The organism is Microbulbifer maximicatervae (SeqCode), from assembly GCF_052468295.1.
Genome location: NZ_CP174340.1, coordinates 5,396,598 through 5,421,613, shown reverse-complemented (window position 1 = coordinate 5,421,613; position 25,016 = coordinate 5,396,598). Strand labels below are relative to the sequence as shown.

26 protein-coding genes are annotated in these 25,016 nt (G+C 50.4%); 16 read left to right on the top strand and 10 right to left on the bottom strand.

What is annotated here, in order from left to right:
* Positions 1-53 precede the first annotated feature (53 nt).
* A complete protein-coding gene (locus ACJJIQ_RS24070) occupies positions 54-791 on the top strand; it encodes a tetratricopeptide repeat protein (RefSeq protein ID WP_445363231.1) in 738 nt (245 codons plus the stop codon).
* A gap of 506 nt (positions 792-1,297) precedes the next feature.
* Positions 1,298-1,702, top strand: a complete 405-nt coding sequence (locus tag ACJJIQ_RS24065) for a 3D domain-containing protein (RefSeq protein WP_238152122.1) — start codon at positions 1,298-1,300, stop codon at positions 1,700-1,702.
* Positions 1,703-1,794: 92 nt separating this feature from the next.
* Here the strand turns inward: ACJJIQ_RS24065 and ACJJIQ_RS24060 are convergent, their stop codons facing one another.
* Entirely contained in the window at positions 1,795-2,328 is a 534-nt protein-coding gene (locus ACJJIQ_RS24060) for a hypothetical protein (protein ID WP_444918988.1), read from the bottom strand.
* A 203-nt stretch (positions 2,329-2,531) separates the two neighbouring features.
* On the bottom strand, positions 2,532-2,792 hold the full coding sequence (locus ACJJIQ_RS24055) for a hypothetical protein (protein WP_108731798.1): 261 nt from the start codon (positions 2,790-2,792) through the stop codon (positions 2,532-2,534).
* A 197-nt stretch (positions 2,793-2,989) separates the two neighbouring features.
* Here ACJJIQ_RS24055 and trhO point away from each other — a divergent pair, with 197 nt between their 5' ends.
* Positions 2,990-3,985, top strand: a complete 996-nt coding sequence (trhO, locus tag ACJJIQ_RS24050) for an oxygen-dependent tRNA uridine(34) hydroxylase TrhO (RefSeq protein ID WP_445363230.1) — start codon at positions 2,990-2,992, stop codon at positions 3,983-3,985.
* A gap of 14 nt (positions 3,986-3,999) precedes the next feature.
* Here trhO and ACJJIQ_RS24045 read toward each other — a convergent pair whose 3' ends face one another.
* Both ACJJIQ_RS24045 and apbC read right to left on the bottom strand, forming a co-directional pair.
* Positions 4,000-4,392, bottom strand: coding sequence for a hypothetical protein (locus ACJJIQ_RS24045; RefSeq protein ID WP_282934259.1), 393 nt, complete (start codon positions 4,390-4,392; stop codon positions 4,000-4,002).
* Positions 4,393-4,984: 592 nt separating this feature from the next.
* The gene (gene apbC / locus ACJJIQ_RS24040) at positions 4,985-6,136 is read right to left on the bottom strand and encodes an iron-sulfur cluster carrier protein ApbC (protein WP_413664391.1); all 1,152 of its coding nucleotides are present in this window, start codon (positions 6,134-6,136) and stop codon (positions 4,985-4,987) included.
* Between the two features lie 211 nt (positions 6,137-6,347).
* Between apbC and metG the strand changes: the two genes are divergently transcribed.
* Positions 6,348-8,375 carry a methionine--tRNA ligase gene (metG, locus tag ACJJIQ_RS24035; protein ID WP_445363229.1) on the top strand — a complete coding sequence of 676 codons (2,028 nt, stop codon included), beginning with the start codon at positions 6,348-6,350 and terminating at the stop codon, positions 8,373-8,375.
* A 10-nt stretch (positions 8,376-8,385) separates the two neighbouring features.
* Here metG and ACJJIQ_RS24030 read toward each other — a convergent pair whose 3' ends face one another.
* Positions 8,386-9,288, bottom strand: coding sequence for an EamA family transporter (locus tag ACJJIQ_RS24030; protein WP_445363228.1), 903 nt, complete (start codon positions 9,286-9,288; stop codon positions 8,386-8,388).
* 151 nt (positions 9,289-9,439) lie between these two features.
* Here ACJJIQ_RS24030 and ACJJIQ_RS24025 point away from each other — a divergent pair, with 151 nt between their 5' ends.
* The 4 genes from ACJJIQ_RS24025 (at position 9,440) to ACJJIQ_RS24010 (ending at position 11,656) form a co-directional block, all read left to right on the top strand.
* The gene (locus ACJJIQ_RS24025) at positions 9,440-10,387 is read left to right on the top strand and encodes a D-2-hydroxyacid dehydrogenase (protein WP_445363227.1); all 948 of its coding nucleotides are present in this window, start codon (positions 9,440-9,442) and stop codon (positions 10,385-10,387) included.
* A gap of 260 nt (positions 10,388-10,647) precedes the next feature.
* The gene (locus ACJJIQ_RS24020) at positions 10,648-10,899 is read left to right on the top strand and encodes a hypothetical protein (protein WP_282934265.1); all 252 of its coding nucleotides are present in this window, start codon (positions 10,648-10,650) and stop codon (positions 10,897-10,899) included.
* Positions 10,900-10,938: 39 nt separating this feature from the next.
* Positions 10,939-11,436, top strand: coding sequence for a hypothetical protein (locus ACJJIQ_RS24015; RefSeq protein WP_413664388.1), 498 nt, complete (start codon positions 10,939-10,941; stop codon positions 11,434-11,436).
* A complete protein-coding gene (locus ACJJIQ_RS24010) occupies positions 11,414-11,656 on the top strand; it encodes a hypothetical protein (protein WP_413664387.1) in 243 nt (80 codons plus the stop codon). The genes ACJJIQ_RS24015 and ACJJIQ_RS24010 overlap by 23 nt, the downstream gene beginning before the upstream one ends.
* Before the next feature lie 126 nt (positions 11,657-11,782).
* On the opposite strand, the gene yghU is transcribed toward ACJJIQ_RS24010, so the two are convergent.
* Positions 11,783-12,661 carry a glutathione-dependent disulfide-bond oxidoreductase gene (gene yghU, locus ACJJIQ_RS24005; RefSeq protein WP_444895198.1) on the bottom strand — a complete coding sequence of 293 codons (879 nt, stop codon included), beginning with the start codon at positions 12,659-12,661 and terminating at the stop codon, positions 11,783-11,785.
* Between the two features lie 402 nt (positions 12,662-13,063).
* Between yghU and rsxA the strand changes: the two genes are divergently transcribed.
* From rsxA to ACJJIQ_RS23970, 7 genes are all read left to right on the top strand, one after another.
* Positions 13,064-13,639, top strand: coding sequence for an electron transport complex subunit RsxA (gene rsxA / locus ACJJIQ_RS24000; RefSeq protein WP_108731788.1), 576 nt, complete (start codon positions 13,064-13,066; stop codon positions 13,637-13,639).
* A gap of 9 nt (positions 13,640-13,648) precedes the next feature.
* Positions 13,649-14,263 (top strand): electron transport complex subunit RsxB, encoded by a 615-nt coding sequence (rsxB, locus tag ACJJIQ_RS23995; RefSeq protein WP_444895199.1) that lies wholly within the window; start codon positions 13,649-13,651, stop codon positions 14,261-14,263.
* Positions 14,264-14,334: 71 nt separating this feature from the next.
* Positions 14,335-16,386, top strand: a complete 2,052-nt coding sequence (gene rsxC, locus ACJJIQ_RS23990; protein ID WP_445364849.1) for an electron transport complex subunit RsxC — start codon at positions 14,335-14,337, stop codon at positions 16,384-16,386.
* Positions 16,386-17,438: an RnfABCDGE type electron transport complex subunit D gene (locus tag ACJJIQ_RS23985; RefSeq protein WP_445363226.1), complete on the top strand. Its 1,053-nt coding sequence runs from the start codon at positions 16,386-16,388 to the stop codon at positions 17,436-17,438. The genes rsxC and ACJJIQ_RS23985 overlap by 1 nt, the downstream gene beginning before the upstream one ends.
* Positions 17,438-18,142 (top strand): electron transport complex subunit RsxG, encoded by a 705-nt coding sequence (gene rsxG, locus ACJJIQ_RS23980; protein WP_445359406.1) that lies wholly within the window; start codon positions 17,438-17,440, stop codon positions 18,140-18,142. The genes ACJJIQ_RS23985 and rsxG overlap by 1 nt, the downstream gene beginning before the upstream one ends.
* Entirely contained in the window at positions 18,142-18,855 is a 714-nt protein-coding gene (locus ACJJIQ_RS23975; RefSeq protein WP_282934271.1) for an electron transport complex subunit E, read from the top strand. Before rsxG ends, ACJJIQ_RS23975 begins: the two co-directional genes overlap by 1 nt.
* A 333-nt stretch (positions 18,856-19,188) precedes the next feature.
* On the top strand, positions 19,189-19,896 hold the full coding sequence (locus tag ACJJIQ_RS23970; RefSeq protein WP_282934272.1) for a TetR/AcrR family transcriptional regulator: 708 nt from the start codon (positions 19,189-19,191) through the stop codon (positions 19,894-19,896).
* A 101-nt stretch (positions 19,897-19,997) separates the two neighbouring features.
* Here the strand turns inward: ACJJIQ_RS23970 and ACJJIQ_RS23965 are convergent, their stop codons facing one another.
* A complete protein-coding gene (locus ACJJIQ_RS23965) occupies positions 19,998-20,987 on the bottom strand; it encodes an SO2930 family diheme c-type cytochrome (protein WP_445363225.1) in 990 nt (329 codons plus the stop codon).
* Positions 20,988-21,147: 160 nt separating this feature from the next.
* Entirely contained in the window at positions 21,148-22,443 is a 1,296-nt protein-coding gene (locus ACJJIQ_RS23960; protein ID WP_445363224.1) for a parallel beta-helix domain-containing protein, read from the bottom strand.
* 220 nt (positions 22,444-22,663) lie between these two features.
* Here ACJJIQ_RS23960 and ACJJIQ_RS23955 point away from each other — a divergent pair, with 220 nt between their 5' ends.
* Positions 22,664-23,176 (top strand): hypothetical protein, encoded by a 513-nt coding sequence (locus tag ACJJIQ_RS23955; RefSeq protein ID WP_445363223.1) that lies wholly within the window; start codon positions 22,664-22,666, stop codon positions 23,174-23,176.
* 2 nt (positions 23,177-23,178) lie between these two features.
* Here ACJJIQ_RS23955 and ACJJIQ_RS23950 read toward each other — a convergent pair whose 3' ends face one another.
* Positions 23,179-24,207: an alpha/beta hydrolase gene (locus ACJJIQ_RS23950; protein WP_445363222.1), complete on the bottom strand. Its 1,029-nt coding sequence runs from the start codon at positions 24,205-24,207 to the stop codon at positions 23,179-23,181.
* 76 nt (positions 24,208-24,283) lie between these two features.
* The gene (locus ACJJIQ_RS23945; RefSeq protein WP_282934278.1) at positions 24,284-24,886 is read right to left on the bottom strand and encodes a Yip1 family protein; all 603 of its coding nucleotides are present in this window, start codon (positions 24,884-24,886) and stop codon (positions 24,284-24,286) included.
* Between the last annotated feature and the right edge of the window lie 130 nt (positions 24,887-25,016).

The following is a 25,016-nucleotide window of genomic DNA, read 5'->3' as shown; positions in this document are numbered from 1 at the left end:
CCATATCTCCGGGTCTCTTACTGTCCACCCAAAGTAGCCTGCGGGAAGTGCCTATGCACAAACATCTCTCAAACCTGCTCATGCTGTTTTATACACTGCTTGGCATCGCCGTATTGCTAGCAGCAATATCCATAAGCTCAAACTCCGGGAAACAACAATTAGGGCACCATCTATCCCAAGCCCAACACTCCCTGGCATTGGTTACTGAGGCTGAAACCTACGCCCGCACGGGCAACTACGCCGACGCACTGCCACTTTACGAAAAGGCCATCTCCTCACTGTCCGACTATCCGGATCAACAACAGGCCTTGCGCTACCGCTACGGCATTGTGCTCAATGCATTTAGCGCCCAAGCGCGACCTGACCTCTACCCCCTTGCCCGCGCACAGTTCGAATCGGTCCTCAATTACCTGGATAAGGGCGCGGTGCTACCGCAGTCCACCGCGAGAGTGCGGTCAGCCATGGCACACACTTACCATCAGCAAGCAGCAACAGAGAAGGAGCACACTCAGCGAGCTCATCTTTTACGCTCGGCTTACCTTCTATATAAGAGTGCAATCCAAGGCCTGCGCGAACAGGCGGAATGGCAGAACCTTGCCATCACCTATTTCAACCTGGGGCAAGTCTGTGAATGGCAGGGCAATCTGGAGGAAGCCATCATCTGGTTGGAAAAAACGGTGAAGCTGGACATGCAGCACAAGCTGCCGGACCTCCAGGAAGACAGTGACTACTTATCCGCATTGCGCAGCCAGGTGGAACCGATACAGGAAAACCCCGAAACCGCGCTGTAAGTACTGGGGATTCCCTGCACTTTTTAATGTGACGCACCGGTTTTTCCGCTAAAACCTGCTGTTTTTTGTCATATCAGCAATATATGGAGAATAAGTCACAAATAATTTATGAGGAATTTTTTACTGTTCCAGTCATGCTAAGCAATGCCCTCCACCACTCCTAGCACGACTCTTTAGAATGACATCGCTGTCACGCAATTTTTCTCTTTTGAAACCATTTACCAAGGAGCTGGGTTCTATCCGGCCATTTCCTTCTGTACAAAATATATACAGCGCAATTTTATTGTTCTTTATATCTGAAAATTAAGCCATTTTTTTATTTTCTGTAAATAACCCGCCAATTCATACGGCTTTTTCTCGCTTTGCAGGAAAAAGTTGATCCCTCAGGAATCGCCGGTAATATAGCCAGCGTTGATTAAATATTGATCAACGATTTCCAAACAAACTTGGAAATTTCACAAGCAGCCCTTGGCTTGTGACCATTTATGACCTGGAGGTAATGGGACATGATGAAACAGACTCTGCGAAATACTGCCTTTTTTATTGCTGCCTTGCTCGCTATCGGTGTAAGCGTTAATGCCTCAGCAGCACTTAAGAAAACCATGATTGTTGACGCAACTGCTTACAACTCTGTACCCGGACAAACTGACAGTGATCCCTGGGTAGCAGCTTGGAACAACCGCCTGCGCCCCGGTGACAAAATTATCGCCGTATCCCGTGACCTGGAAAAACACGGTCTGACTAACGGCGCCAAAGTTAAAATTGAAGGTCTGCCTGGCACCTATACCGTGCGCGACCGTATGAACAAGCGTTTTACTAACCGAATCGATGTTTGGATGGAGAAAGACATTAAGAAAGCCCGCGCCTGGGGCAAGAAAAAACTGAAGATTGTTTTTGAACCCGTAAAGTAATTAGACCTAATTTCAACAGAGCTTGTGACCCCGCCCTCCAGCGGGGTTTTTTTATTGTTAAAAGAATTTATATCTAATCCAGCAAAAAGCAATCAGGGTTCCATCTCCATTAAAAACCCTTCTAGCTCTGTACAATTTGAATTTCCGATATAAAACAGGCTCGGCTGCTGGTTCTCGGTATAGCGATGTTTTAATCCATCCTCGCCAATTAATATTAAGTATTCTGATTTTACCCAGCGCTCACCCTCCCTATATTCCGTTAGCCATAAAAGCGACGGCTGCCCCTCGTGACAGAGCCCATAAAACATGCGGGTTTTTTCCACCAGTTTCTTGGTCATGTAATCTAGATAGCGGCCGGGATAGGTATAGCGATCAGCCTCAATACCAATTTTCTCTGGGTTTATCCCCATATCGGCGCGGCCAACTCTCTGTATATAAATTGCCAGGTTCTCGTCGCAATCGAGACAATGGCGCCCGGCAACAATGGCATAGCCACTCAATTCGGAGATAAGTCGGGCTTCTTTCAGGTCAGTGGTGAGCAGCTGTCGATTGGAAAGGCGGATGCTCTCTGCGGATACCAGTGGACTTAATATAGTCACCAGCAGAATAAGGTAGCGCAGGTTCATGGGGAGGGTAACCGCAGGTTAGGTAGTACCGCCGGAGACCTGGATTCCACCATTGTCTCGCGGCGGCACTGTGATTGGGTGTGCTGTTACACAGTCGCGATTCCCTTCTCACATTAACCATAGCAGTTTGAACAAATGTCAGCCGACTTTTGCCACAACTCCCGCTGGGAATTGCCAGTCAGCCGATTCATTCTGAAGAGGGCTTACCAGCTGCCATCGGCTTCCTGAACTGGCCCAACAAAGGTAGCGATCCCCTCCTCTTTAAGAGCATCGAGCGCTTCATCCAGCGCTTCCCGCTCAGTCTCAAACGCGTCTTCCCAAACGGTTGAGTTGTTGTGTTCATCGACGATTTCAAGCAGCCAGCCGCCCTCACCATCTTCATAAATATCGATCTGGACGGAAACCTCGCCCTCCCGATAGATCTGGCTCAACTCCGATTCTTTCGGTGCAAACTCTTCGCCCATGGGATTCGCCTCGCTGTGACCTTGAAATTTCGGCCAGAACTTTGACAACTTGCGGCCCGACGGTCAACTACAAATCCCTTTTCTTGCAGATGCGGACCGCCTGCTTACTGTACGACAAGCTCCTTTTTTTGCGATAAAATGCGCGGCGATTTTTTCTGCTCCGGATTTGCGATCCGGCCCGCAACTGAGGAAGTACCATGAACCAATTTGTTGTCTGTGCACTGTATAAGTTCGTTACCCTTGAGAACTTTGAAACGCTTCGCGCCCCACTGCTGGAGGTGATGCAAGAAAACAGTGTTCGCGGCACCCTGCTGTTGGCCCAAGAGGGCATCAATGGCACTGTAGCCGGCTCCCGCGAAGGTATCGACGCGGTATTAGCCCATTTGAAGTCAGACGAGCGCCTCGCCAACCTGGACTACAAAGAGTCCATCACCCAGGCAATGCCCTTCCTGCGCAGTAAAGTGAAGCTAAAGAAAGAAATTGTCACCATGGGTGTAGAGGGCATTGATCCACTGCGCACCGTCGGCACCTATGTCAAACCCAAAGACTGGAATGCCCTGATCAGCGACCCAGAGGTTGTTGTCGTGGACACCCGCAATGACTATGAATTCCAGGTCGGTACTTTCAAGAATTCCATCAACCCGGAAACTGAGACTTTCCGCGAGTTCCCGCAGTACGTAAAAGAGAATATGGACCCAGCCAAGCACAAGAAGGTCGCCATGTTCTGCACCGGCGGTATCCGCTGCGAGAAGTCCACAGCCTATATGAAAGAGCAGGGCTTTGAAGAGGTATATCACCTCCACGGCGGTATTTTGAAATACCTGGAAGAAGTCCCAGCAGAAGAATCCCTGTGGGAAGGCGAGTGCTTTGTTTTCGATGAGCGGGTGACAGTCAACCACAACCTGGAACGCGGCAAATATGATCAATGCAATGCATGCCGCATGCCCATCACTGAGGAAGACCAGCAATCTCCCCTGTTCGAGCAGGGTGTAAGCTGCCCGCACTGCCACGACAAGGTGCCTGAAGCCGACCGAGCCCGTTTCCGCGAGCGCGAAAAGCAAATTCAGCTAGCCAAACAGCGCGGTGAAGTACACATTGGCCAGGACGCCCGCGCGCAAACCGTCTCCCGCCGCGAGCAAAAGAGGGAGGAGCGCCGCCGCCAGGCTGAAGCCCAACAGGCGCGCAACCAGTAGGCCTAACTCCTCCCCTAGAGAGCAAGAGGCTGAGGTACGACCTTTATCTGGGCTAGCCAGGCCTCTGCCTCGGCCTCCACAACGAACTCCCTAGAACTGAGCCTGCACAGGCAGGAGCCATGGCTCGGCAGCGGACAGGTCCAGCGCCCTCGCGGATGTAACACCGCGATAAATGCCCGTCGCAGCACAGGGTTCTCAGCAATAAAGTGAATAAACTTCTGGTGTTCCTCCAGTGTGGTTTTGCTGCGCGCATAACGCAGGTCAAGTAGTACACGTAGGGGTTTTCGGTGGCGATACTTTTCCACCAGTAGTGCAATGGCTTCTATTTTGTCCTTATACCCCACCGGACCAAAAAAAAGCACACGCGCTATTCCACCCGCCGGCCGATAGCTAATATGAAAATTCATTGATAACAGCACCCGTGCGCTTGTCTTTTTTATTTTTATCGACTACAGCTTCCGCAATGCCTCTTTTTATTGTCTTACCTGTATTGAAAACGCGAAATAAGGCAGACTTTTTTCTCGTACACTCCTGATATTTACTTCTACCTCAACGGCAATCCAACATCCGTATAAAGGGTTTGACGTTTGTCGGCGAAAATACTGCACCTGTAAACCCGTTTTAATACCCTCAGCCCCAACTACATTTAATAAGCGACAAAAAACCTGCAAATACTGCCACCTAAAAATCATAAGCGGTCTATATCGCAAAAAAATATCGGCTTTATGATTTTTAAAGCAATAAGTAACTAGTACGATCAAAATACCCCTGTTTTTTACCAGGTAATTCTGTGAAATATTTTGAAGTTTCTAATTTACCCAGGGCGCGACAGAAGTGGGCTATCGCTAAAAGGAAATCTGTACCATAAAACAAGGAACAAACTAGTACGGCTTACTTCAATGAGGGGCACCGGGCTGCATCAATATAGAAATATTGGAGCCCGGTAAAAATAGAAAAACAAAGAAAATTATTTCTTTGTGATCAATATCGCGAATGGGTTCAACTTATTTCGATTTCCGGCATATCGCTGTCATCACTGCTGTTTAACCAGATCTGGGCAGCAGCCTTGCGGGCAATTTCGCAATAAAAACCAGCAATTTCACTATCTGGATCGGAAATAACACTGGGTTGCCCGCTATCCACATCGGCGCGGATTTTCTGTGCCAGCGGAAGCTCTCCCAGTAAATGGGTATCGTACTCTGCAGCGATTCGCTCACCGCCACCGGTACCGAAAATTGGCTCGCTGTGACCACACTTGGAACAAGTATGCAGCGCCATATTTTCCACAATACCCAGCACAGGTACCGATACCTTGCGGAACATCTCCACGCCCTTAATGGCATCTTTTAGTGCCAGGTCTTGAGGGGTAGTTACAATTACCGCACCGGCCAAGGTAGTTTTCTGTGCCAGCGTCAATTGAATATCCCCAGTACCCGGGGGCATATCCACAACCAGGTAATCAAGCCCATCCCGACTTTCCCCCCACAGGGTTTGACTGAGAATCTGGTTGAGCGCGCCGCTGGCCATAGGCCCGCGCCATACCGCAGGGGTCTCCTCGGTCATCAGGTACCCCAGAGACATTGTCTCTATTCCATGGGCCTCTACCGGCACAAAGAATTTCTGTTCTTTCACATGCGGGCGCTGGTCTTCAGTTCCCAGCATAGTGGGCAGGCTCGGGCCGTAGATATCAGCATCCAACAAACCAACCCGGGCACCTTCCGCCGCCAGGGCCAGGGCCAGATTGACCGCAGTCGTGGACTTGCCAACCCCGCCTTTACCCGACGCCACGGCAACAATATTTTTTACCTTCGCCAGAGTTTCCGGCGCCCCGGAAGTCGGCGTAGCGGGAATATCGCTGAACAGCTCAAACTGCAACTTAGAGCCTTTGAGGGGCCCGGCTTTCAACAGCGGCTGACAGCTTTCCTCTACTCTCTGGTGCCAGTCTGCCTCCTGGCTCGCACACGGATATCCCAGGGTAATCCCGGCGAAAACAGTTTCGTCCTCATACCCAACTTCAATTTCTGCGTCCAAATCATCCAGCGGCAAGCCACTGGCAGGATCATGCAACTGGCCGAGGCACTCCGCCAGTCGCTCCAGTTCAGCCTGAACTTCCTGTGACAGCTCGTCATGATCGTGATGATGATCGCTCACGGTATCTCCCTCTCAGCGCTTCTAGATTGGCTCGCATTGTGTCGGATGACGCGGCCTAACACCAGCCACAGCAGCCAAACAAGGATTCACATAAGCCAGCTTGATCCCTCCACGACATAGTGCAAATCTGCTATATTCCGCGGTCTTTTGACGATCTTCGGCCCACTCTCCGTGAGTCCCTGGCCGCAACCCCACAGCGATGGAAAAACCGATGTCCGATACGCGCAACATTCTCGTCACCAGCGCACTGCCCTATGCCAATGGCTCCCTACATCTGGGCCATGTGCTCGAATATATCCAAACCGATATTTGGGCCCGCTTCCAGCGTGCGCGCGGTAATAACTGCCTGTATATCTGTGCCGACGATGCTCACGGCACTGCAATTATGCTGAAGGCTGAACAACTGGGCCTGACCCCGGAACAGCATATCGCCAATATGCAGGCAGAACACGAGCGCGACTTCGCCGACTTCCTAATTGGTGTGGACAACTATCACTCCACCCATTCAGAGGAAAACCGCGAGCTGTCGGCAATGATCTACCGCCGCCTCAGCGAAAACGGCCACATCGCATCGCGCACTATTACCCAGGCTTTCGATCCAGAGAAACAGCTTTTCCTGGCGGATCGCTATATCAAGGGAACCTGCCCCCGCTGCAGCACGCCCGACCAGTATGGTGATAACTGTGAAGCCTGTGGCGCCACCTACAGCCCTACCGAACTGATCGATCCGGTATCAGCAATCTCCGGCGCCACTCCGGTAGAAAAGGAGTCAGAGCACTTCTTCTTTACCCTGCCCGAATTCACCGAATACCTGCGCGAGTGGACCCGTTCCGGCACTCTCCAGGATGAAGTGGCCAACAAGCTGGCCGAATGGCTGGAAGAGGGCCTGCAAGAGTGGGATATTTCCCGCGACGCCCCTTACTTCGGTTTCGAAATTCCCGATGCGCCGGGCAAATATTTCTACGTGTGGCTCGACGCTCCCATTGGCTATATGGCCAGTCTCAAAAACTACTGCGACAGCAAAGGGCTGGACTGGCAGGAGTACTGGAAAAAAGACAGCGACGCCGAGGTCTACCACTTTATCGGCAAGGATATCGTCAACTTCCACGCACTCTTTTGGCCAGCCATGCTGGACTCAGCGGACTTCCGCACCCCCAATAAAGTTTGCGTACACGGCTTCCTTACCGTAAACGGCAAGAAGATGTCCAAGTCCCGCGGCACCTTTATCAATGCCCGCAACTACCTGGATCACTTGAGCCCTGAGTATTTGCGCTACTACTTCGCCGCCAAACTGACCGGTGGCGTCGATGACCTGGATCTGAACCTAGACGATTTTATCGCCAAGGTGAACTCTGACCTGGTGGGTAAAGTAGTCAATATCGCCTCCCGCACCGCCAAGTTTGTCAGCAAGTCCGGTGGCAAGCTGGCCGGCGAACTGGCCGACGAACAATTGTGGAACCAATTTGTAGAAGCGGCTCCACGAATTGCTGAGTATTACGAGCAGCGAGAATACGCCCGCGCCATGCGCGACATTATGGCTCTGGCCGACGCCGCCAATGCCTGGATCGCCGACAAGGCTCCCTGGTCCCTGGCCAAGCAGGAGGGCACCGAAGCTGAGGTTCTGGCTATTTGCTCCCAGGGTGTGAATATGTTCCGCGCCCTGATCACCTGGCTCGCCCCGGTATTGCCCAACACTGCACAAAAAGCGGCGGAGTTCCTCAACAGTGAGCTGGATTGGAACAGCGCAACCAAACCGCTGACAGATCACGAAATCAAGAAGTTCAAGCCGCTGCTGCAACGGGTGGAGAAAACCCAGGTAGATGCAGTTATGGATGCGGCTGCGGAATCCCTGGCCCAGCTACAAGCGGAAACCAAAGCTGCTACCGGCCCTCTGGCAGAGGACCCCATTGCTGAGGAAATCCAGTTTGATGACTTCGCCAAAGTAGACTTGAGGATCGCCCTGATCGCCAAAGCTGAGCATGTTGAAGGCGCCGGTAAACTGCTGCGCTTAACCCTGGACCTGGGCGGCGAAACCCGCCAGGTATTTGCCGGTATTAAAAGCGCCTACGCCCCTGAAGACCTGGAAGGTAAGCACACCGTTATGGTCGCTAACCTGGCGCCGCGCAAAATGCGCTTTGGTGTCAGTGAGGGTATGGTTCTGGCAGCGGGTCCCGGAGGTAAGGACCTGTGGATACTGGAGCCCCACGAGGGCGCCAAACCCGGTATGCGCGTAATGTAATTTCCCTGCGCTAACGCAGGGAAACTGCAATCAAGCCGGCACACACCAGCCCCACTCCCAGCAGCTGGGGCCTGTGTGCCGGCTCCTTGAGTAACCAGACCGCCAAACCCACGCCCAGGGGAATACTCAACTGCCTTAAGGCGACTACATAACTCACATTTTCAGTCATTGTCATCGCCAACAGTACCAGGCCGTAAGTCGCTCCCATCATGGCACCGGTCAGAGCCCCGACCTTCAAATCCCGAAAACTTTGGATCAATGGCGCAGTGCCACTCTGACCCAAGCACCCCAGAAGCAGCCATACACCACAGGCGAGAAACTGCATCCCCAAATAGCTGTAGGCCAGAACAAGCGCAGGGACAGTGCCTCCCGCAGCATCCCCCAGGTAAATCAGCGCCCCTTTATCTGCCAGTGAATAGCCCACAGTGCCAATGGCTGCGACCAGCGCCCAGGCGCAGTCCGCGCGCCAATAAGCTCTCCAGTGCCACTCGCGGAAATACACCAGCGGTACCAGCAGGCAGCCAATTGTCACCAACAGCATTCCCACCCAGGCGAGTGGAGGTAGCGATTGCCCCAACAATACCGTTGCCAGTGCAACCAGCAATACCGGCAATGCTCGAGCAACGGGATAGACCAATCCCATATTGGCTCGCTGGTAGGCGAGGGATAAGCCCCCCATATAAATCATTTGAAAAAAACCACTACCGATAAGGAGGATCCAGAAACTTCGCGGGAGCGAATCAACCTGATATAGCAACCAAAAATTTAGCGGTAAAAGAAAAATTCCAACACTGAGAGTCGCGATACAGAAAAAAGCGGGAGTTGGTGTGCGAGACTTCCCCAGTAAATTCCAACCCGCGTGTAGAAATGCAGAAATTAAAACAAGACTGGCAGCGGTAAACGATATTCCCATAGAGGCCCTCTTCAATTGCGACAGAAAGGCCCCGACAAACCAACCGTAGCCACGAATATGCGCAGTTAAGGCCGCTGGCCAGCAAAGTTGTGCATTCCCTCTTCACTGCCGTAGCATGTCCACCACACTGCAAATCTATCGAGGAGATGTCATGCGCGGCGTATTTCTGGACACTTTGACAATGAAGCTTGAGGAGCTGGATACCTCGGCCCTAACAAATAGTCTAGACCAGTGGGACTTCTATGAAACGACTCCCGCCGAAAAAGTCGCGGAGCGAATCGCCGAGGCCGAGGTGGTAATAACCAATAAAGTCATAATAAGCCGCACATTATTGGAGCAAGCCAGCAAATTAAAAATGATTTGTGTTTGTGCAACCGGTACAAATAACATCGATCTCGCCGCCGCACAGGAATTAAATATTCCGGTGTACAACGTTAAAGGTTATGCGGGGGCTTCTGTACCACAGCACACTCTTGCCCTGATCCTGGCTCTTGCTTCCAGGTGGCACCGCTATCACAACGATGTTTTTGCCGGACGCTGGAGCCAATCTACAATTTTTTGCCTGCTCGATCACCCAGTGGTTGAACTCGCAGGAAAAACACTCGGTATCATTGGCTTTGGTGCCCTCGGGCAGAAGGTGGCAAAACTGGGGGAAGCCCTGGACATGCGGGTACTGGTGGCTGAATCATTTAGCGGCACACCCGCTGAAGGCAGGACGCCACTGCAACAATTGTGTGCAGAGTCCGATGTCATCAGTCTGCACTGCCCGCTCACAGAAGAAACCGATCAGCTGGTAGACGAGCAATTCATCGCCGCGATGAAACCCGGCGCACTCCTGGTCAATACGGCTCGGGGCGGGCTGGTCAATGAACAGGCACTGGCGGATGCTTTGCGCAGTGGACACCTTGGGGGGGCGGCGCTGGATGTCCTCAGCCAGGAGCCCCCACCCGCCAGTCACCCACTATTGGACAGAGATATCCCCAATTTGATTATCACCCCCCACAACGCCTGGATCAGCCGTGAATCACGCCAGCGCCTACTCAACGGGGTCGTAGAGAATATTGAAACCTGGAAAAGTGAGAGTACCAGCCATCCATAAACAACTCGCTTTTATCTAACCCAAGCCATCTCAGGCATCTGCCGGTCCGAGGACTAATCCCCTCTGTGAACTCAGACCGGCTTTTGCCGTTTGAAACTACGACCGGGCCCGAACAGCTGCCAGCCATAGTCCAAGATCAGTAGCAGAGACAGGGACTTTTTCCTGCAAAAATCGCGTGAAAAAAACCCCTTTTTCAAGTGGGAATTACCACGCGGGACTATAGACTTCCTCGGCAATTAAACCCCGAGAGGAGAAACCTGATGGCAACCGCAAGATCTCCACATACGAACTCCAGTAGGGAGAAGCTGCAACAGGCCTATAATCTTGCTGGAGAGGCCGCTTCACAAGCTGCTGGCAGCTTGAAAGAGAGGGCCCGGACCTCTGTAGAGTCCCAGAGACAACGTGCCACCGATGTAATGGAAAAAGCGGAGTCCTCACTTCGGGAGCGCCCCATTCTCGCTGTTGGCTGTGCATTTGTTGTTGGCTGGGCAATTGCGAAGCTCTTTAAGTAACGCTTCTCTCTTTTTTTCGACTGGTAAGGACACCCCCTGATGGGCAATGAAAAAAAGTCCCAAGCGTCTGGCGAGAATGCCGATTCCGCTGCGCAGGAGCGCAGCCCGGGTCAGTCTTCACCTTCTCCCTCAGGGAAAGACTCTGATGGAGAAGGTGAAAATAGCCTTGAAGCTACCCTTGCTCGCGCCGAGGCAACACTGACCCTACTGACTGCCTGGTTGGCTAATATTCAAAAGCTATTTCAGTTGGAGTTGGATAGAACGATTGCAGCCGGCAAGCGTATTGTTGCCCTGCAACTGATGTTACTGCCTCTAAGTGCGGCCCTCATCGTCAGTCTCTGTGGAGGCGTTGGGCTGATTGCCTACTATTTTTCCCAGTCTATTTATTTGGCATTTCTGGTATTTATTCTTATCCAGGTCGCTATTTTGGCGGGAGCTATCGTTTATCAAAAGAAGCTGGTGCCCCTACTGGGTTTTGAAGAGACCAAGCGACAAGTTAAAGAGGCTTTAAACGATGTCACTGAAGTCTTTAAATAAACAGATCGAACAATGCAGCCGGGATACGGAGCGACAGCGGCTCAGTGTATTGGCAATCGTAAATCAGCAACAGCAAGATGTTCAGCAGCGTTTACAGGGAATTCCCCTGCCATTGGTTTTAGGCCTGGCTTTAATCGCCGGCTTCGCGGCGGAAAAATTATGGCAATTGCCCCGCACCTCACAGGTGGTTCAGTTTATGCTGTCTATGAGGGCTTTTTAGCCGACGCTACTCTTTATATAAAAATTAATTCAACGGCCACTTCTAAAAAGAGGGGCACCGGAAAATAACCATAGAAAATAGATACTGGCACATCCTTGTGCCAGCCTTACCTATTAATACCCTGTATTAATCAACATCCTTATCGGTCACTTTATCTTGGGTGTTATTGTCAAAATCACCGGCGCTGTGGCGCTCATGTAGTTGTTCGCTGGGCTCACCCCAGGTTCGATTGACCATTCGTCCGCGCTTTACTGCTGGCCGCTCTGCAATTTCCCCCACCCAACGATTGAGATTTTTATAACTCTGGGTATCGAGAAATTCCGCCGCACTATAAGCTTCATTGCGCACCAGAGCCCCATACCAGGGCCAGATCGCAATATCGGCGATGGTATAAGTCCTTCCCGCCACATACGGATGCTTCGCCAGCTGTTGGTCCAATACGTCCAACTGGCGCTTTACTTCCATAGCAAATCGGTTGATCGGGTATTCATATTTTTCCGGTGCATAGGCATAAAAGTGTCCAAAGCCTCCTCCCAGGTAAGGGGCCGAGCCCATCTGCCAGAAGAGCCAATTCAATGCCTCAGTGCGCTGCTCGGGTGTATGGGGCAAAAGGACATTAAACTTTTCCGCCAGGTAAAGCAGTATGGAGCCACTCTCAAATACCCGGATTGGTGGCGTAGTGCTGTGATCCACTAAGACCGGGATCTTGGAATTTGGGTTTGCTTCAACAAAACCACTGCCAAACTGCTCTCCTTCAGTGATACGGACTAAATGGGCATCGTATTCGGCTCCCTCAAACCCGAGTTCCAATAACTCCTCTAACATCACCGTCGCCTTAACCCCGTTCGGCGTGGCCAAAGAATAGAGCTGCATCGGGTGCTGCCCCTGCGGCAGCGCTTTATCATGGGTCGCACCCGCTACCGGCCGATTGATACTGGCAAAAGCGCCCCCGCTTTCCTTATCCCACTGCCAAACCTTGGGGGGAGTGTAGGTTTCGTTCGACATTAAACTGCTCCAACTGAATTTAAGGTTGCTCTCAAGCAAAAACACGCATACCGCGTCAATATACTGTATTGCCTCTACCCCACGCTTAACACCAAGTACCAAACTGGGTTACCCATCTTGTACCTATCGTTTCAAATTGACATAGGTACTGCAAATAGTATCCACAAAGGCCTCCACCTTTGCTCCAAGTGGAGTCCTTTTGATCCAGAGGTGGCCCTTTGTCGGCCCTTTTCCCCTGCCACCCTCCTCACGAGTTGAAGCCCCCAAGCGACTCAACCATAATAGCCGCCCTGCGCGGCATTCGACGGTGCTCACAAGGAAGGTGCTAGTCTCACCTTAACCCTGCCGACGCCATTGCCGCTGTTCGCGCCACTCCGCCCTCGGGCTTTAACCGGACCTGTTATGACCGAATTTGCCGTCATTCTGCTCAGCACCATCTTGGTCAATAATTATGTGTTAGTGCAGTTTCTCGGCCTGTGCCCGTTTATGGGAGTTTCCAATAAACTGGAGACCGCTGTGGGTATGGCCGGCGCTACCACCTTTGTACTTACTTTGGCCTCTATTTGTTCATACCTGGTCAACACCTATCTGTTGGCCCCCTTTGGTATTGAAGATCTTCGCACCATCTCATTTATTCTGGTGATTGCTGTTGTCGTACAGTTCACGCAGATGTTTATCCAGAAGACCAGCCCGTTGATGTACAAGGTGTTAGGCGTTTTTCTACCGCTGATCACTACCAACTGTGCCGTGTTGGGTGTCGCCCTACAGAACACTATGAAAGCGCATACTTTTATACAATCCACTCTTTACGGGTTTGGCGCAGCAGTGGGTTTCTCCCTGGTATTAATCTTGTTTTCCTCGATGCGCGAGCGCCTCTTTGCCGCCGATGTCCCGCTGCCATTTCGCGGCGCCGCAATCGGTATGGTCACTGCCGGACTGATGTCACTGGCATTTATGGGCTTTAGCGGTCTGGTATAGGGTTTCGAAATGCTGGACTGGATTTCACAAATTTCTTCTCCCCTGCTGGTGCTTGGTGGCATGGCATTGGTATTCGGTGCCCTGCTGGGTTTCGCCGCCGTTCGCTTCCGGGTGGAGGGTGACCCACTCGTTGAGCAGGTCGATGCCCTGTTGCCACAGACTCAATGTGGCCAGTGTGGCTACCCCGGCTGTCGCCCCTACGCAGAAGCGATAGTGCACGGCGATACCATCAACAAGTGCCCCCCCGGCGGGCAGGCCACTATCAATGAGTTGGCCAATCTGCTGGATATAGAGCCCATGCCGTTGGACGCCGAGCACGGCGTTGAAGATGTAAAAAAAGTGGCATTTATCCGCGAGGCAGAGTGCATCGGTTGCACCAAATGTATTCAGGCCTGTCCGGTAGATGCCATTGCGGGCGCCGCCAAATATATGCACACGGTGATCACCGATGAGTGCACAGGATGTGACCTTTGTGTCGAACCTTGCCCCGTTGACTGTATCGATATGGTTCCCCTGGAAACCGCTTTACAGGATTGGCACCCACACAAGCCCAGCGATAGCTCGGTGCTGATTGCCAGCGATCGCCGCACTATTCAAGAACATACCGGGGGAGGCGCGGTTTGAACCCCGTAGATAGCAAGACCAAGCAAAGAGAGGCCGTTCAGGAGAGACGCGCAGCCCGCGAGGCACAACTGATTGCCAGTGAAAAAGCGCGCGAGCTGCGCCCCAACGACTTCCCCGGCGGAGTGCACCCTCCCGAGAACAAACACCAGAGTACCGGTGAGCCTATAGGAGTGATCCCCCTCGCCGAGGACTTGATCGTACCACTGCTACAGCACTCTGGTACCACCGCCATACCGCTGGTGAACCTCGGTGATAAGGTATTAAAGGGACAAAAGATTGCCGAGGCCGACGGTTTCATTAGCTGTCCAGTGCATGCTCCCAGCTCCGGCAGGGTTATGGCCATTGAACCCTATCCAGTGCCCCACCCTTCGGGTCTGCTGGAGGACTGCATTGTCATTCGCACAGACGGCGACGATGCCTGGTGCGATCTCACCCCCTGCGAAGATTACCTCCAGGTTTCACCGATAGAGCTTCTGGACAAGATCCGCGACTGCGGTATTGCCGGCATGGGCGGTGCAGGATTTCCAACCGCTGTGAAGCTAGACCCTCACGGCGGCGCCGAAATTGATACTTTGATTATCAATGGCACAGAGTGTGAACCCTATATCACTGCCGACGATATGCTTATGCGGGAGCGTGCCGACGAAATTATCGCCGGCGTGGAAATTCTTGCCCATATCCTCGACCAGCCCGAACGGGTATTGATTGGTATCGAAGACAATAAGCCCAAAGCTATCCGCGCGATGCGCAAAGCTGTCGAAGGCACTCGATTCGATATCGTGGTATTCCCCACAAAGTATCCGTCCGGCGGCGAAAAACAGCTGATTCAAATCCTTACCGGCCGAGAAGTGCCCAACAAAGGGCTACCGGCCAATGTGGGGATTGTATGCCAGAATGTCGGCACTGCTCGCGCGGTATATCGCGCGATTCGGTTTGGCGAACCCCTGATCAGCCGAGTGACGACTGTTGTCGGCAAAGCGCTGGAGCAGCAGCGCAATATCGACGTACCTATCGGCACTCCCATAGAACATATCCTCAAATATCACGGTGTCCATCGGGGCCTGATGCAAAAGGTGATCATCGGCGGTCCGATGATGGGTTATACGATTGACGATCAACGCGCCCCAATCGTGAAAACCACCAACTGCCTGCTGGTACCGACCCGTGAGGAGCTACCTCCAGCACCGGTGGCCCAAGCTTGTATTCGCTGCGGTTTTTGCGCAGAGGCATGCCCGGCTTCCCTGCTACCGCAACAACTCTATTGGTATGCCCGCGCCGACGAACGGGAGAAGCTACAGGCCTATAACCTATTTGACTGTATCGAGTGCGGTGCCTGCTCTTACGTCTGCCCCAGTACGATTCCCCTGGTTCAGTACTACCGCGCTGCCAAAGGTGCAATTCGCACTGCTGAAGCGGAAAAAGAAAAGTCCGATCGCGCACGCGATCGTTTCGAGTTCCGCAAGTTGCGCCTTGAAAAAGCTGAAAAAGAGAAAGAAGCGAAACGCGAAGCCCGGCGCAAAGCCGCTGAACAAGCTCGCCAGCAAAGGGAACAAAATCCTGAAACTCCGACTGCCAAAGCCGAAAAGCAGGAAGCAGATGTTGTCGCCGCCGCCCTGGCGCGAGTTAAGTCCCGCCAGGAGGATCCTAAGCAGCTTTTGGCCCGCGCCCAGCGTACTTTCTCCAGTGCCGAGAGCCGGGTGGAACGCATGCGCAATAAACTGGAAGCTGCCGATGAGAGCCAGCGCGACCAATTGGCAGCTCAACTCAAAGCTGCTGAAGTGAAATTGCTGGAAGCACAACACAAGTTGACCCTTGCCGAACGACGCGCCGATAGGGATACCGCCCGGGAGCCCAACCAGGAAGAAACCAATGCAGCTGTGCGGGCAATTACCAAAGCCCGTGCCTCCGCAGAGGCGCGGGCCCAGATGAGTGACGCCGACAGACTTGCTGCAGATATCGAAGCACTGCGCAAGCGCGTCGCCAAAGCTGAGGCTCGCCTGCAAAAGGCTCGGGATGAAGATGATGCCAATCTGGGCGCATTCGAAAGTGCCCTGGAGAAGCTACAAAAGAAACTGGAAGACAAAATGCGCGAACAAAAAGCAGCACAGGACGGAAAGCAATAATGTCTCTGATGCGCGCCACCTCCCCTCACGCCCGTTCCGGCAATGACACCACCAAAGTCATGCTACAAGTCGCTGCGGCCACCATACCCGGTGTGCTGGCGATGGTGATTTATTTCGGTATCGGGGTGCTGATCAATATTGCCCTGTGCACAATCACAGCGCTTCTGTGTGAAGCAGCGGTAATGAGATTGCGCGGCAGGCCGGCAGCATTCTATCTGCGGGATTGCAGTGCTTTTGTAACTGCACTGCTGCTCGGTATCGCGCTTCCAGCCTACTGTGCCTGGTGGCTGCCGATAGTGGGCACTGCGGTGGCAATTGTCCTGGCCAAGCATCTTTATGGCGGCATGGGGTACAACCCATTTAACCCCGCAATGGTGGGCTATGTTGTCCTGCTGATTAGTTTCCCGGTAGATATGACCCGCTGGGTGGGAGCTGCAGAGGTTATCGGTGGGACACCTAGCCTGGAAGAAGCCTTCTCTCTGGTAATCGGTAGCTACAATGTCGATGGTTTTACCCGCGCTACACCGCTGGAAATCGTGCGGTTAAACGAGTCAGTGCTTCTATCCCAGCTCTATGAAATGGAGCCGGTCCTCAATAAAGGCACATTTGCTGGAGTCGGTTGGGAGACCGTCAGCTTCGGATTCCTGTTAGGTGGGCTGTTCTTATTATTTCGCGGCATTATTACCTGGCATGCACCGGTTGCCATGCTCACCACCCTCACTCTGATTTCCCTGTTTTTCTACGACAGCGGCAGTTCCTTGTCAGAGGGATCCCCCGTACTGCATTTATTTTCTGGGGCCACCATGTTTGGGGCCTTCTTTATTATTACCGACCCTGTCAGCGGTGCCACCAGTAACCGGGGCCGCCTGATTTTTGGGGCCGGTGTGGGGCTGCTCACTTATGTAATCCGGGCCTGGGGCACTTACCCCGATGCGGTGGCTTTTGCTGTATTGCTGATGAACTTTGCAACACCAACCATTGATAACTACACGCTTCCACGGACCTATGGCCACAAGGGCTCCCGCCGCGCTACCGACCTGGAGGAGAGCTGATGCTTAAACAGTCAATGGCCTCCAATGCCGCCGTTCTCACTCTTATCGCCCTGGTCACTGCAGGTACACTCGCAGTGACCCAAATTACGACTAAAGAACCGATTGAGAGAGCTATCCGGGAAGCTTCGGCGAAAGCACTACTGGAAATTATCCCATTGGAACGGCACAGTAATGACATGTTGGTAGACACCTATCCAATTCCAAAACCTTACTGGAATCAGCTAGGCCTGCAACAAGGTGGAGATATCAATCTCGCGCGGGAAGAGGACGGAAAAGTCTCTGCAGTCATTGTGCCCGCAGTCACACCGGATGGATATTCCGGCCCGATAAAAATACTCGTTGGTGTGAATCGCGATGGCACTATTGCTGGCGTCAGGGTAACAAGCCACACAGAAACTCCGGGGCTGGGCGATAAAGTCGAGCTGAAAAAAAGTAACTGGGTGCTCCAGTTTGACGGCCTGTCACTAAAAAATCCGCCTTCAGCCGATTGGAAAGTACAAAAGGATGGCGGTGTTTTTGATGAATTTACTGGCGCAACAATTACTCCTCGCGCTGTTGTCAATGAAGTGCACCAGGTGCTTGAGTTTGTAGCCCAGCACCACGAACAAATATTTAATGCGCCAATGTCCAATCGAGCGGTAGAGATTGAGAACTCTGAAATCGACTCGGAACAAGTACCTGCGGCGGTTGAGGAGCAGAACTGATGGCAACTCCCGGCTACACAGAAATCGCCCAAAATGGGCTGTGGAAAAATAACCCCGCGCTGGTGCAATTGCTTGGCCTCTGTCCCCTGCTGGCGGTCACCGGTTCCGTGGTGAACGGCATCGGCCTCGGTTTGGCCACTACCGGAGTTCTCACCTGCTCCAACCTTGCGGTCTCCCTAATCCGACGACAAATTCCGGATACTGTCCGTTTACCAGCCTCCGTTATGATCATCGCCACCTTCGTTACCTGCGTTGAGCTATTGATGAAGGCTTATACCTACGAGCTTTACTTGGTGCTAGGTATTTTTATCCCGCTAATCGTAACCAACTGTGCGATCCTCGGGCGAGCAGATGCTTTTGCCAGTAAAAACCCCGTGCTTCCGTCCCTGGCAGATGGATTTATGATGGGTATAGGTTTCACTGCAGTACTCATCGCCATTGGCGCAGTCAGAGAAATTCTTGGCCAAGGCACGCTATTTTCAGATATGGACTTGTTATTTGGTTCAATGGCAAAAGATTGGGGTATTTCAATTTTTGGCAGTGACTATCCAGGCGTTCTTGTTGCCGTGCTTCCTCCCGGTGCATTCCTTGTCGCCGGCTTATTGATCGCAGCAAAAAACGCTATTGATATCGGTATTGAAAGACATAAAAGCCAGAAAGTTAAGATCATTCCAGGCTCAAAGCGCGTACGTGTTACCGGAAAAATCTCTTAAGATAAGCAGCAGCTAACCAATTTAATTCTGCAATTGAATGGCTATTTATCCTGCCAATCGATTGCAGAACTTAATTTTTTCACCAAAAGCCAAAATGTGAACCCCCTCACTAATCTGTATCTTGCGGATTTTTCATCTTTCACTTTTTCAGTATGATGAGATACATCATCAAATCCCCACTTTTTTACATTTATTGCGCTGTACCAGTGCAATATTCGTGTAATCGAATGTAATAGCATTATTCCCTTTTTTTAATTTTGTTTGGCTAGAATGGCACGGCCGACCAGCTTCACCTTGCTATCGGCGCCAACGCAATAAGACAGGGATAATGCTATGACTGTAGACACTGGAAAGTCTGAATTGGTCTACCACGGCCGCCGGGCCCAACGCGCAGATAGCCGTCTGCGGCGCAAGGCGATTCTAGAGGCCACCCTGAGACTGATCGTTAAAGAAGGTATCCGCGGCATCAGGCACCGTGCAGTCGCCCGCGAAGCTAACGTTCCTCTCGCGGCTACTACTTATTATTTCAAAGACCTGAATGACCTGATCAGCGATTCATTTACTTATTTTGTTGAGCAGGGACTCGAGGCTACACGCCAACTGCATGAAGAGAGTTTTAGTGCGGCACGTAATTTATCCGCACAGGAACGGGCATCACATAGCAGTCGTAAACTGCTGATTCAACAATTGACCCGTTTTATTCTTACTCATGTCCGCACCCAGGCTGAAGACCGGGATCGCAGATTGGTTGAACTGGCATTCCGCAATGAAGCGCTTCGCAATGAGCAGCTGACCCGCGCGGTGCGGATGGCCAATCACGCCAGAGAGTCAATGATTAAGGAATTCTTCCAATTACTGGGTCTGGCTGATTCTGAAGCGGCTGCACAAATTGCTCACGGTACGATCCTGAACCTTGAGTATGAAATTTTGAGCGGTGCTATTGCTATCGACTCACCGCTGTTGGAACGCACCGTCACCTTGATGATCAACGGATTAATTCCAGCTGCAACAGTTGTTGCTGAAACTGCAGCATACGGCTGAATCTTTCTGAATTACTCGTCTCCAGGAAACGGGTATGGAGTTGTCCCCTCCATACCCAACTCCTCTTCATATAGCTCTTTCCAGATAGCTTCCAATAAAGATTAAGTGCAGCTTCCCGATAGGGAGCTTACCCACTGCTTTAGTAATTCAACGCCCTCTGTATGCACCATGCTTCTACCTAATTCAGGCATCATGGCCCCAGGCGCGGTAGACTCTACACGAAAATTCAAAATAGAATTTTCAGGCTCTCCCGGTACTATTGCAAATAAATGCCCTCCACTGCCTGTACCCGCAGCAATAGGCGGTTTACATAGCCCAAGTTTGCGCCAATCAGTTTCGCCATGATGCAACATAAGCCCTGAGGTATCTGCCGGCCCAGTGGGATTGTGACAGTGGCCACAATTGATATCCAAATAAGCCCTGGCGCGATCCTCGAGCGACACAGTCGCATCGTAAATATTGGCATTTCTCGGCAAACTTTTCAGATCAGGCAGCCCACGTAAATAGCCGGCCTTCTGCCAAAACAGCAATTGATTCTCTACTCCGCTACCATAGGGATAGTCTTTATTCAGATGTCGAGCTTTAGGGCCGAGAGGAGAAATGGCTTTGTCAGTAAACTTTTCTGCATGGCAACCAGCACATTGATTGGCGTCAGGTACTACATAGCTAAGGTTTTCCTGCTGCCCGCTCAGGCTAACCAACTGATAATTTTTCACATCTCCAGCAATCTCAAGAGTTGCCTCAGTCTGCTCTTTATTCCAGACATAGGGCAGCGCCTGCCAATTTTCCTGCCTGCGGATTAAAAGTCGTGTCTCAACGAGACGGACACGATTTAAATCAAGTGCCTGCCCAAAGTGCCCCTCAACATAATCCGCAGAGAAGTCATCGGTACGACGAACTACACCACTACTCTCCTGTGGATAGTAAAATGTCTTGCTTAGGATAGTTCCGACAGGGTAATTAAACTGTTCTTCTCCGTAGGTTGCAAAAGCCCCCTCAGGCAGCCAGACAGTTCTGAACTTATGAGCATAATCGGTAAATAACCCCGTATTTAAATCGTAAGGCAATGCTCTTTCCGCAGGGAAGAGCACACCTTTCTCCAGCCTCAATAAATTCCATGCACTGAGTTTTTCGGGTACCTCTTCTACTGGAAATAAATGAACATCCTTTTTGTATGATTCACACCCCGCAAGGCCAACCAATAATATAAGACTCCAAATAGAGTAGATAAGCTTCCTACTTATTTGATTATTATTCTTCATTAGCTACCTCTATCACTGCCAAATGGTCTTCATTTTCCAGCTTTGAATCAAAATCTAAAACTACTTTGGTAAGCTTTTCCAAATGACACTGATGAGGTACTATATCCGTGGATATATTCTTATACTCATTTCCAAAATCTATATTGAGAATTCCTGCAGGCTCGTTATCAACACATAACTTTAATGCCTCAGGTAATTGACCATCCACCAGTTTACTTTGATCAACCACCCCATCCCAAAGAATATCCGGCAACGCACCTGATATTCCAAACATAGCTAACTTCAGAGCTTTTAGCTTAAGATGATCTGGCGATATACCACCACCAGAAAAGTTATTGGCATAGATATAAATACCCTCCGGGTATGGGTCAAAATCAGCCTGCGTAGACTTATCACTATAGTATCCAGCCGTAAAATAGCTGCTGATCAATATGTTAGCGGTATCATTATCAGAAATATCATTTTCAAAAATCTCCACCCGATCATTCGAGTTAATAACCACCCCAGATCCTGCTGGCACGGCAGCAACTGGCGTGCCCTCATGACCAAAATTTTTAGTATTATTATTCTTTATCTGGTTGTTGTAGATACGTGTACTGTGCCCTGGCTGCGGAAGATTAGGCATATTAAAAACAAGAATTCCCCCAGTGTTATTCACAGCAATATTGTTGTAAACATCTGCACCGATCGTATTCTCTACCTCAATACCCGCCACATTAAATTCTGCACGGCTATTGCGAACAATAACATTCCGCGACTGACCGACATAAATTCCGGCATCTGAAGCACCAATAGCTACCACACCATCGATTAAAGTATTTTCAGTCTGTACAGGATAAATACCATAGGCACCATTTTGGGTAGACGGGCCATTGGTCCATTCAACACGAACATCCCTGATGATAATGTTTTTGCCCTCATTAATTTTCAGGGCATCGCCTATGGTATCCTCAATAGCCAACCCCTCAATAGTAAAGTTACTGGCATTAACTAATATCCCCTCAGCACCCTGAATTTGCCCCTCAAAGGAGAGGACAGATTTATCCATGCCAGCTCCACGTAGCGTTACCCCATCAATATTCAGGGATAAACTACGATTAATATGGAATTTACCCTCAGGAATAGTAATAACATCCCCGGTCTTTGCAGATATCAGTTTTTTTAATAGTTGCTTTTGAAAATCAACCTTACTAGAACTGTCCTCAACTCTGGATTCAGGCCGTTCAGAACATCCAACGGATACTATTAAAACCAGAATTACTCCCATATACGCTAAAGTCTTCATAGCCACACCTTTTATATAAATTATTGTCAATTGAGCTACTCAAACCTTTAAATTGGTACTCCTGTACCAATTTAAAGGTGAAAACAGGACTAAATACACACTTTGATACTATCCAACCAACACCTCGTTATCAAGGCGCTATTATTAGTACAGAAGACAACCCTAGAGATTCATTTAAGCGCCATACTCCCAAAAACAAAAACCATTTATTGAAATCAAGATGGCCAGCACTTCAATTAAAAAATGTCAGTTTTTGTGTTTTCTTATTTACATATTCTGCTCACTTGACGCTGCTGCCGAAATGATAGCGATACAGATCTCTGTTCCTAATGGATCAAACCTCTACACAGAACAACCTATCGATAAAAGTACAGATATCAAAGGAAGCGAGCCTATCTATATCAAAATATCATCAACTCAATATCAAGCAATAAAGTGCAAGGGCCCGTGGGGCGCTACAAAGTACAAAAAATGGATGACGGAGGGGCCTGGTTTCAAGCTCTACCAAAGTGATAAGCAGCTGCTCATTCAGGTTGTTGAACACCGGGTAATTAGCGCTGACATGGCCATTAACTCCATGAGCATACATTGCATGGACGCAGAACCTAAACAAGTTATTAAATCAATAGCGGAGATAGTGATCAAAAGATCAATAAATTCAGAAGAAATACTAGAGTTTGATAACGGGTATAAATTATCTTACCAGTACTCAATTACAAAAGGAAAGCCGTAAGTTTAGTCATTCAGGAAACTATTCATGCCGGCATAAACTTTTGCGCACTCCCCTTTCACCAAGTCTTCAAGAATCAAAAATGGATGAATCATATCGGAAAAGTGAACATTTTCAGATCTAACACCCACCTCTTCCACTTTCCTGTAGTAAATATCCCCAGTATCCCGGTGCGGGCAAAACTCCACGGTAAAAACTAAGGTTTCAGGAAGAGCTGCCGTAAAATCCATAAAAAGAGGGGATGCTTTTTTTCTACACTGCCCCTCAGCAAAATATTGCCCCAAGTACCAAATTGATTTTCGTGCCTCTAAAAAATAGCCTACTGCATTCTCTTCATGGGACCGTAAATGCATGGTGTAATCGAGAACCGGATAAATTAAAACCTGCTTTTTAATCTTAACGCTGTAGTCAAATTGAGCCAGGTGAGACATTGTGGCGGCCAGAGCGCCACCTGCAGAGTCCCCAGCGACCGACAAACTCGGTTGATAATATAAGCCCAATCTGTCCAGTGCCGCCCAAACTCCAACAACTGCGGCATAGCAATCTGTCACCGCGCTCGGATAGCGATTCTCAGGGGCCAACCGGTACTCAGGCGCAACAACAATATGTCGAGTCTCCCGGGCAATCTTTCTGCAAATCGGGTCAAATGAATAAACGTTTCCGGCTACATGGCCACCGCCATGAAAATAGACAAGAACAGGTAGAACTTCATCGGGATAGGGGACAAAGACTCTTACAGGTACGTCATATCCAGAGGCATAGATAATGCCATCTCCTACCGAGGCAACATCTGGAATATCAGTGACATACTTATCTATAAACTTTGTGGTCGATTCCCGAACATTGATGGGGTTGAACTCAAAGCCCTTCGAGTAGAGCTCTTTCATAGAGCTGTTGAATTCTTCGAGAAACCCCGAAAGGCGGTCATTTACTTTACGCATTGTCGTTACAGCCAGGATAGAAGAGACTTCGCCGTACCCGTGAATATGAGCCCCTTCACCGGGTACGACGTCGATAGCTTGTATCCCCACCACAACAACAGCCCTAAATCTCCTGGCGAAAATGCCTGAAACGACATTTCATCTAGTGATAGCTACGAGCCCAAACTACTCAAGAGGAGTAAAAGACCGGTGCGGATACATAACTCCAGAATAGAACTGTAGCAACCATAATAATGACTGCCATGACGAGTGACACCGTAATAATCGCACTGGCAAAAAGGAAGCCACGCTCTTCAGAAACACCCATCACAATAGGAATTCCCAAATAAAGCAGATAGACGGCGTAAGCAACCGCCAGAGTTGCGAGCAGTATGTCCAGCCACAACACAGGGTAAACCCCTGCAATACCCACAATAAAAATAGGTGTGGCAGTGAAACCCGCTACAACAACGCCTTTAAGGGGGTGAGTTTCAGCTCCGTAAGTCTTGGCCATCCAATGGATGAAATAACCAATAGCAGTGACAGCCAAAACCATTGTGCAATAAAATACGGCGACCAATTCCAAAGCACTTTGGCCCGTAATTCTCACCGGGGTACCAGTGCCAATCGTCCAGCCAACTTGTGTCGTGCCAAAATACCACGCAGCTGCAGGAAGTAATGCCAGAACGATGACATAAGGAACCTGTCTACGCAGATTACGTTCAGAGAGACTGCCAATAAGCTGCCACTGTCTACGTGGTTGCAGCATAAGGCCAAGCATATGGGTCAACATCTCGTTATCCTCAACTGTGCAAGGAACTATAAGCGAGACCTATTAGCTCAAATTGATCTTGGAACTGCTGGTCAAAATGAGGTGTACCGCAATCAGGCCACTCTCAAGCTCCAATTTATTTCTTATTTAA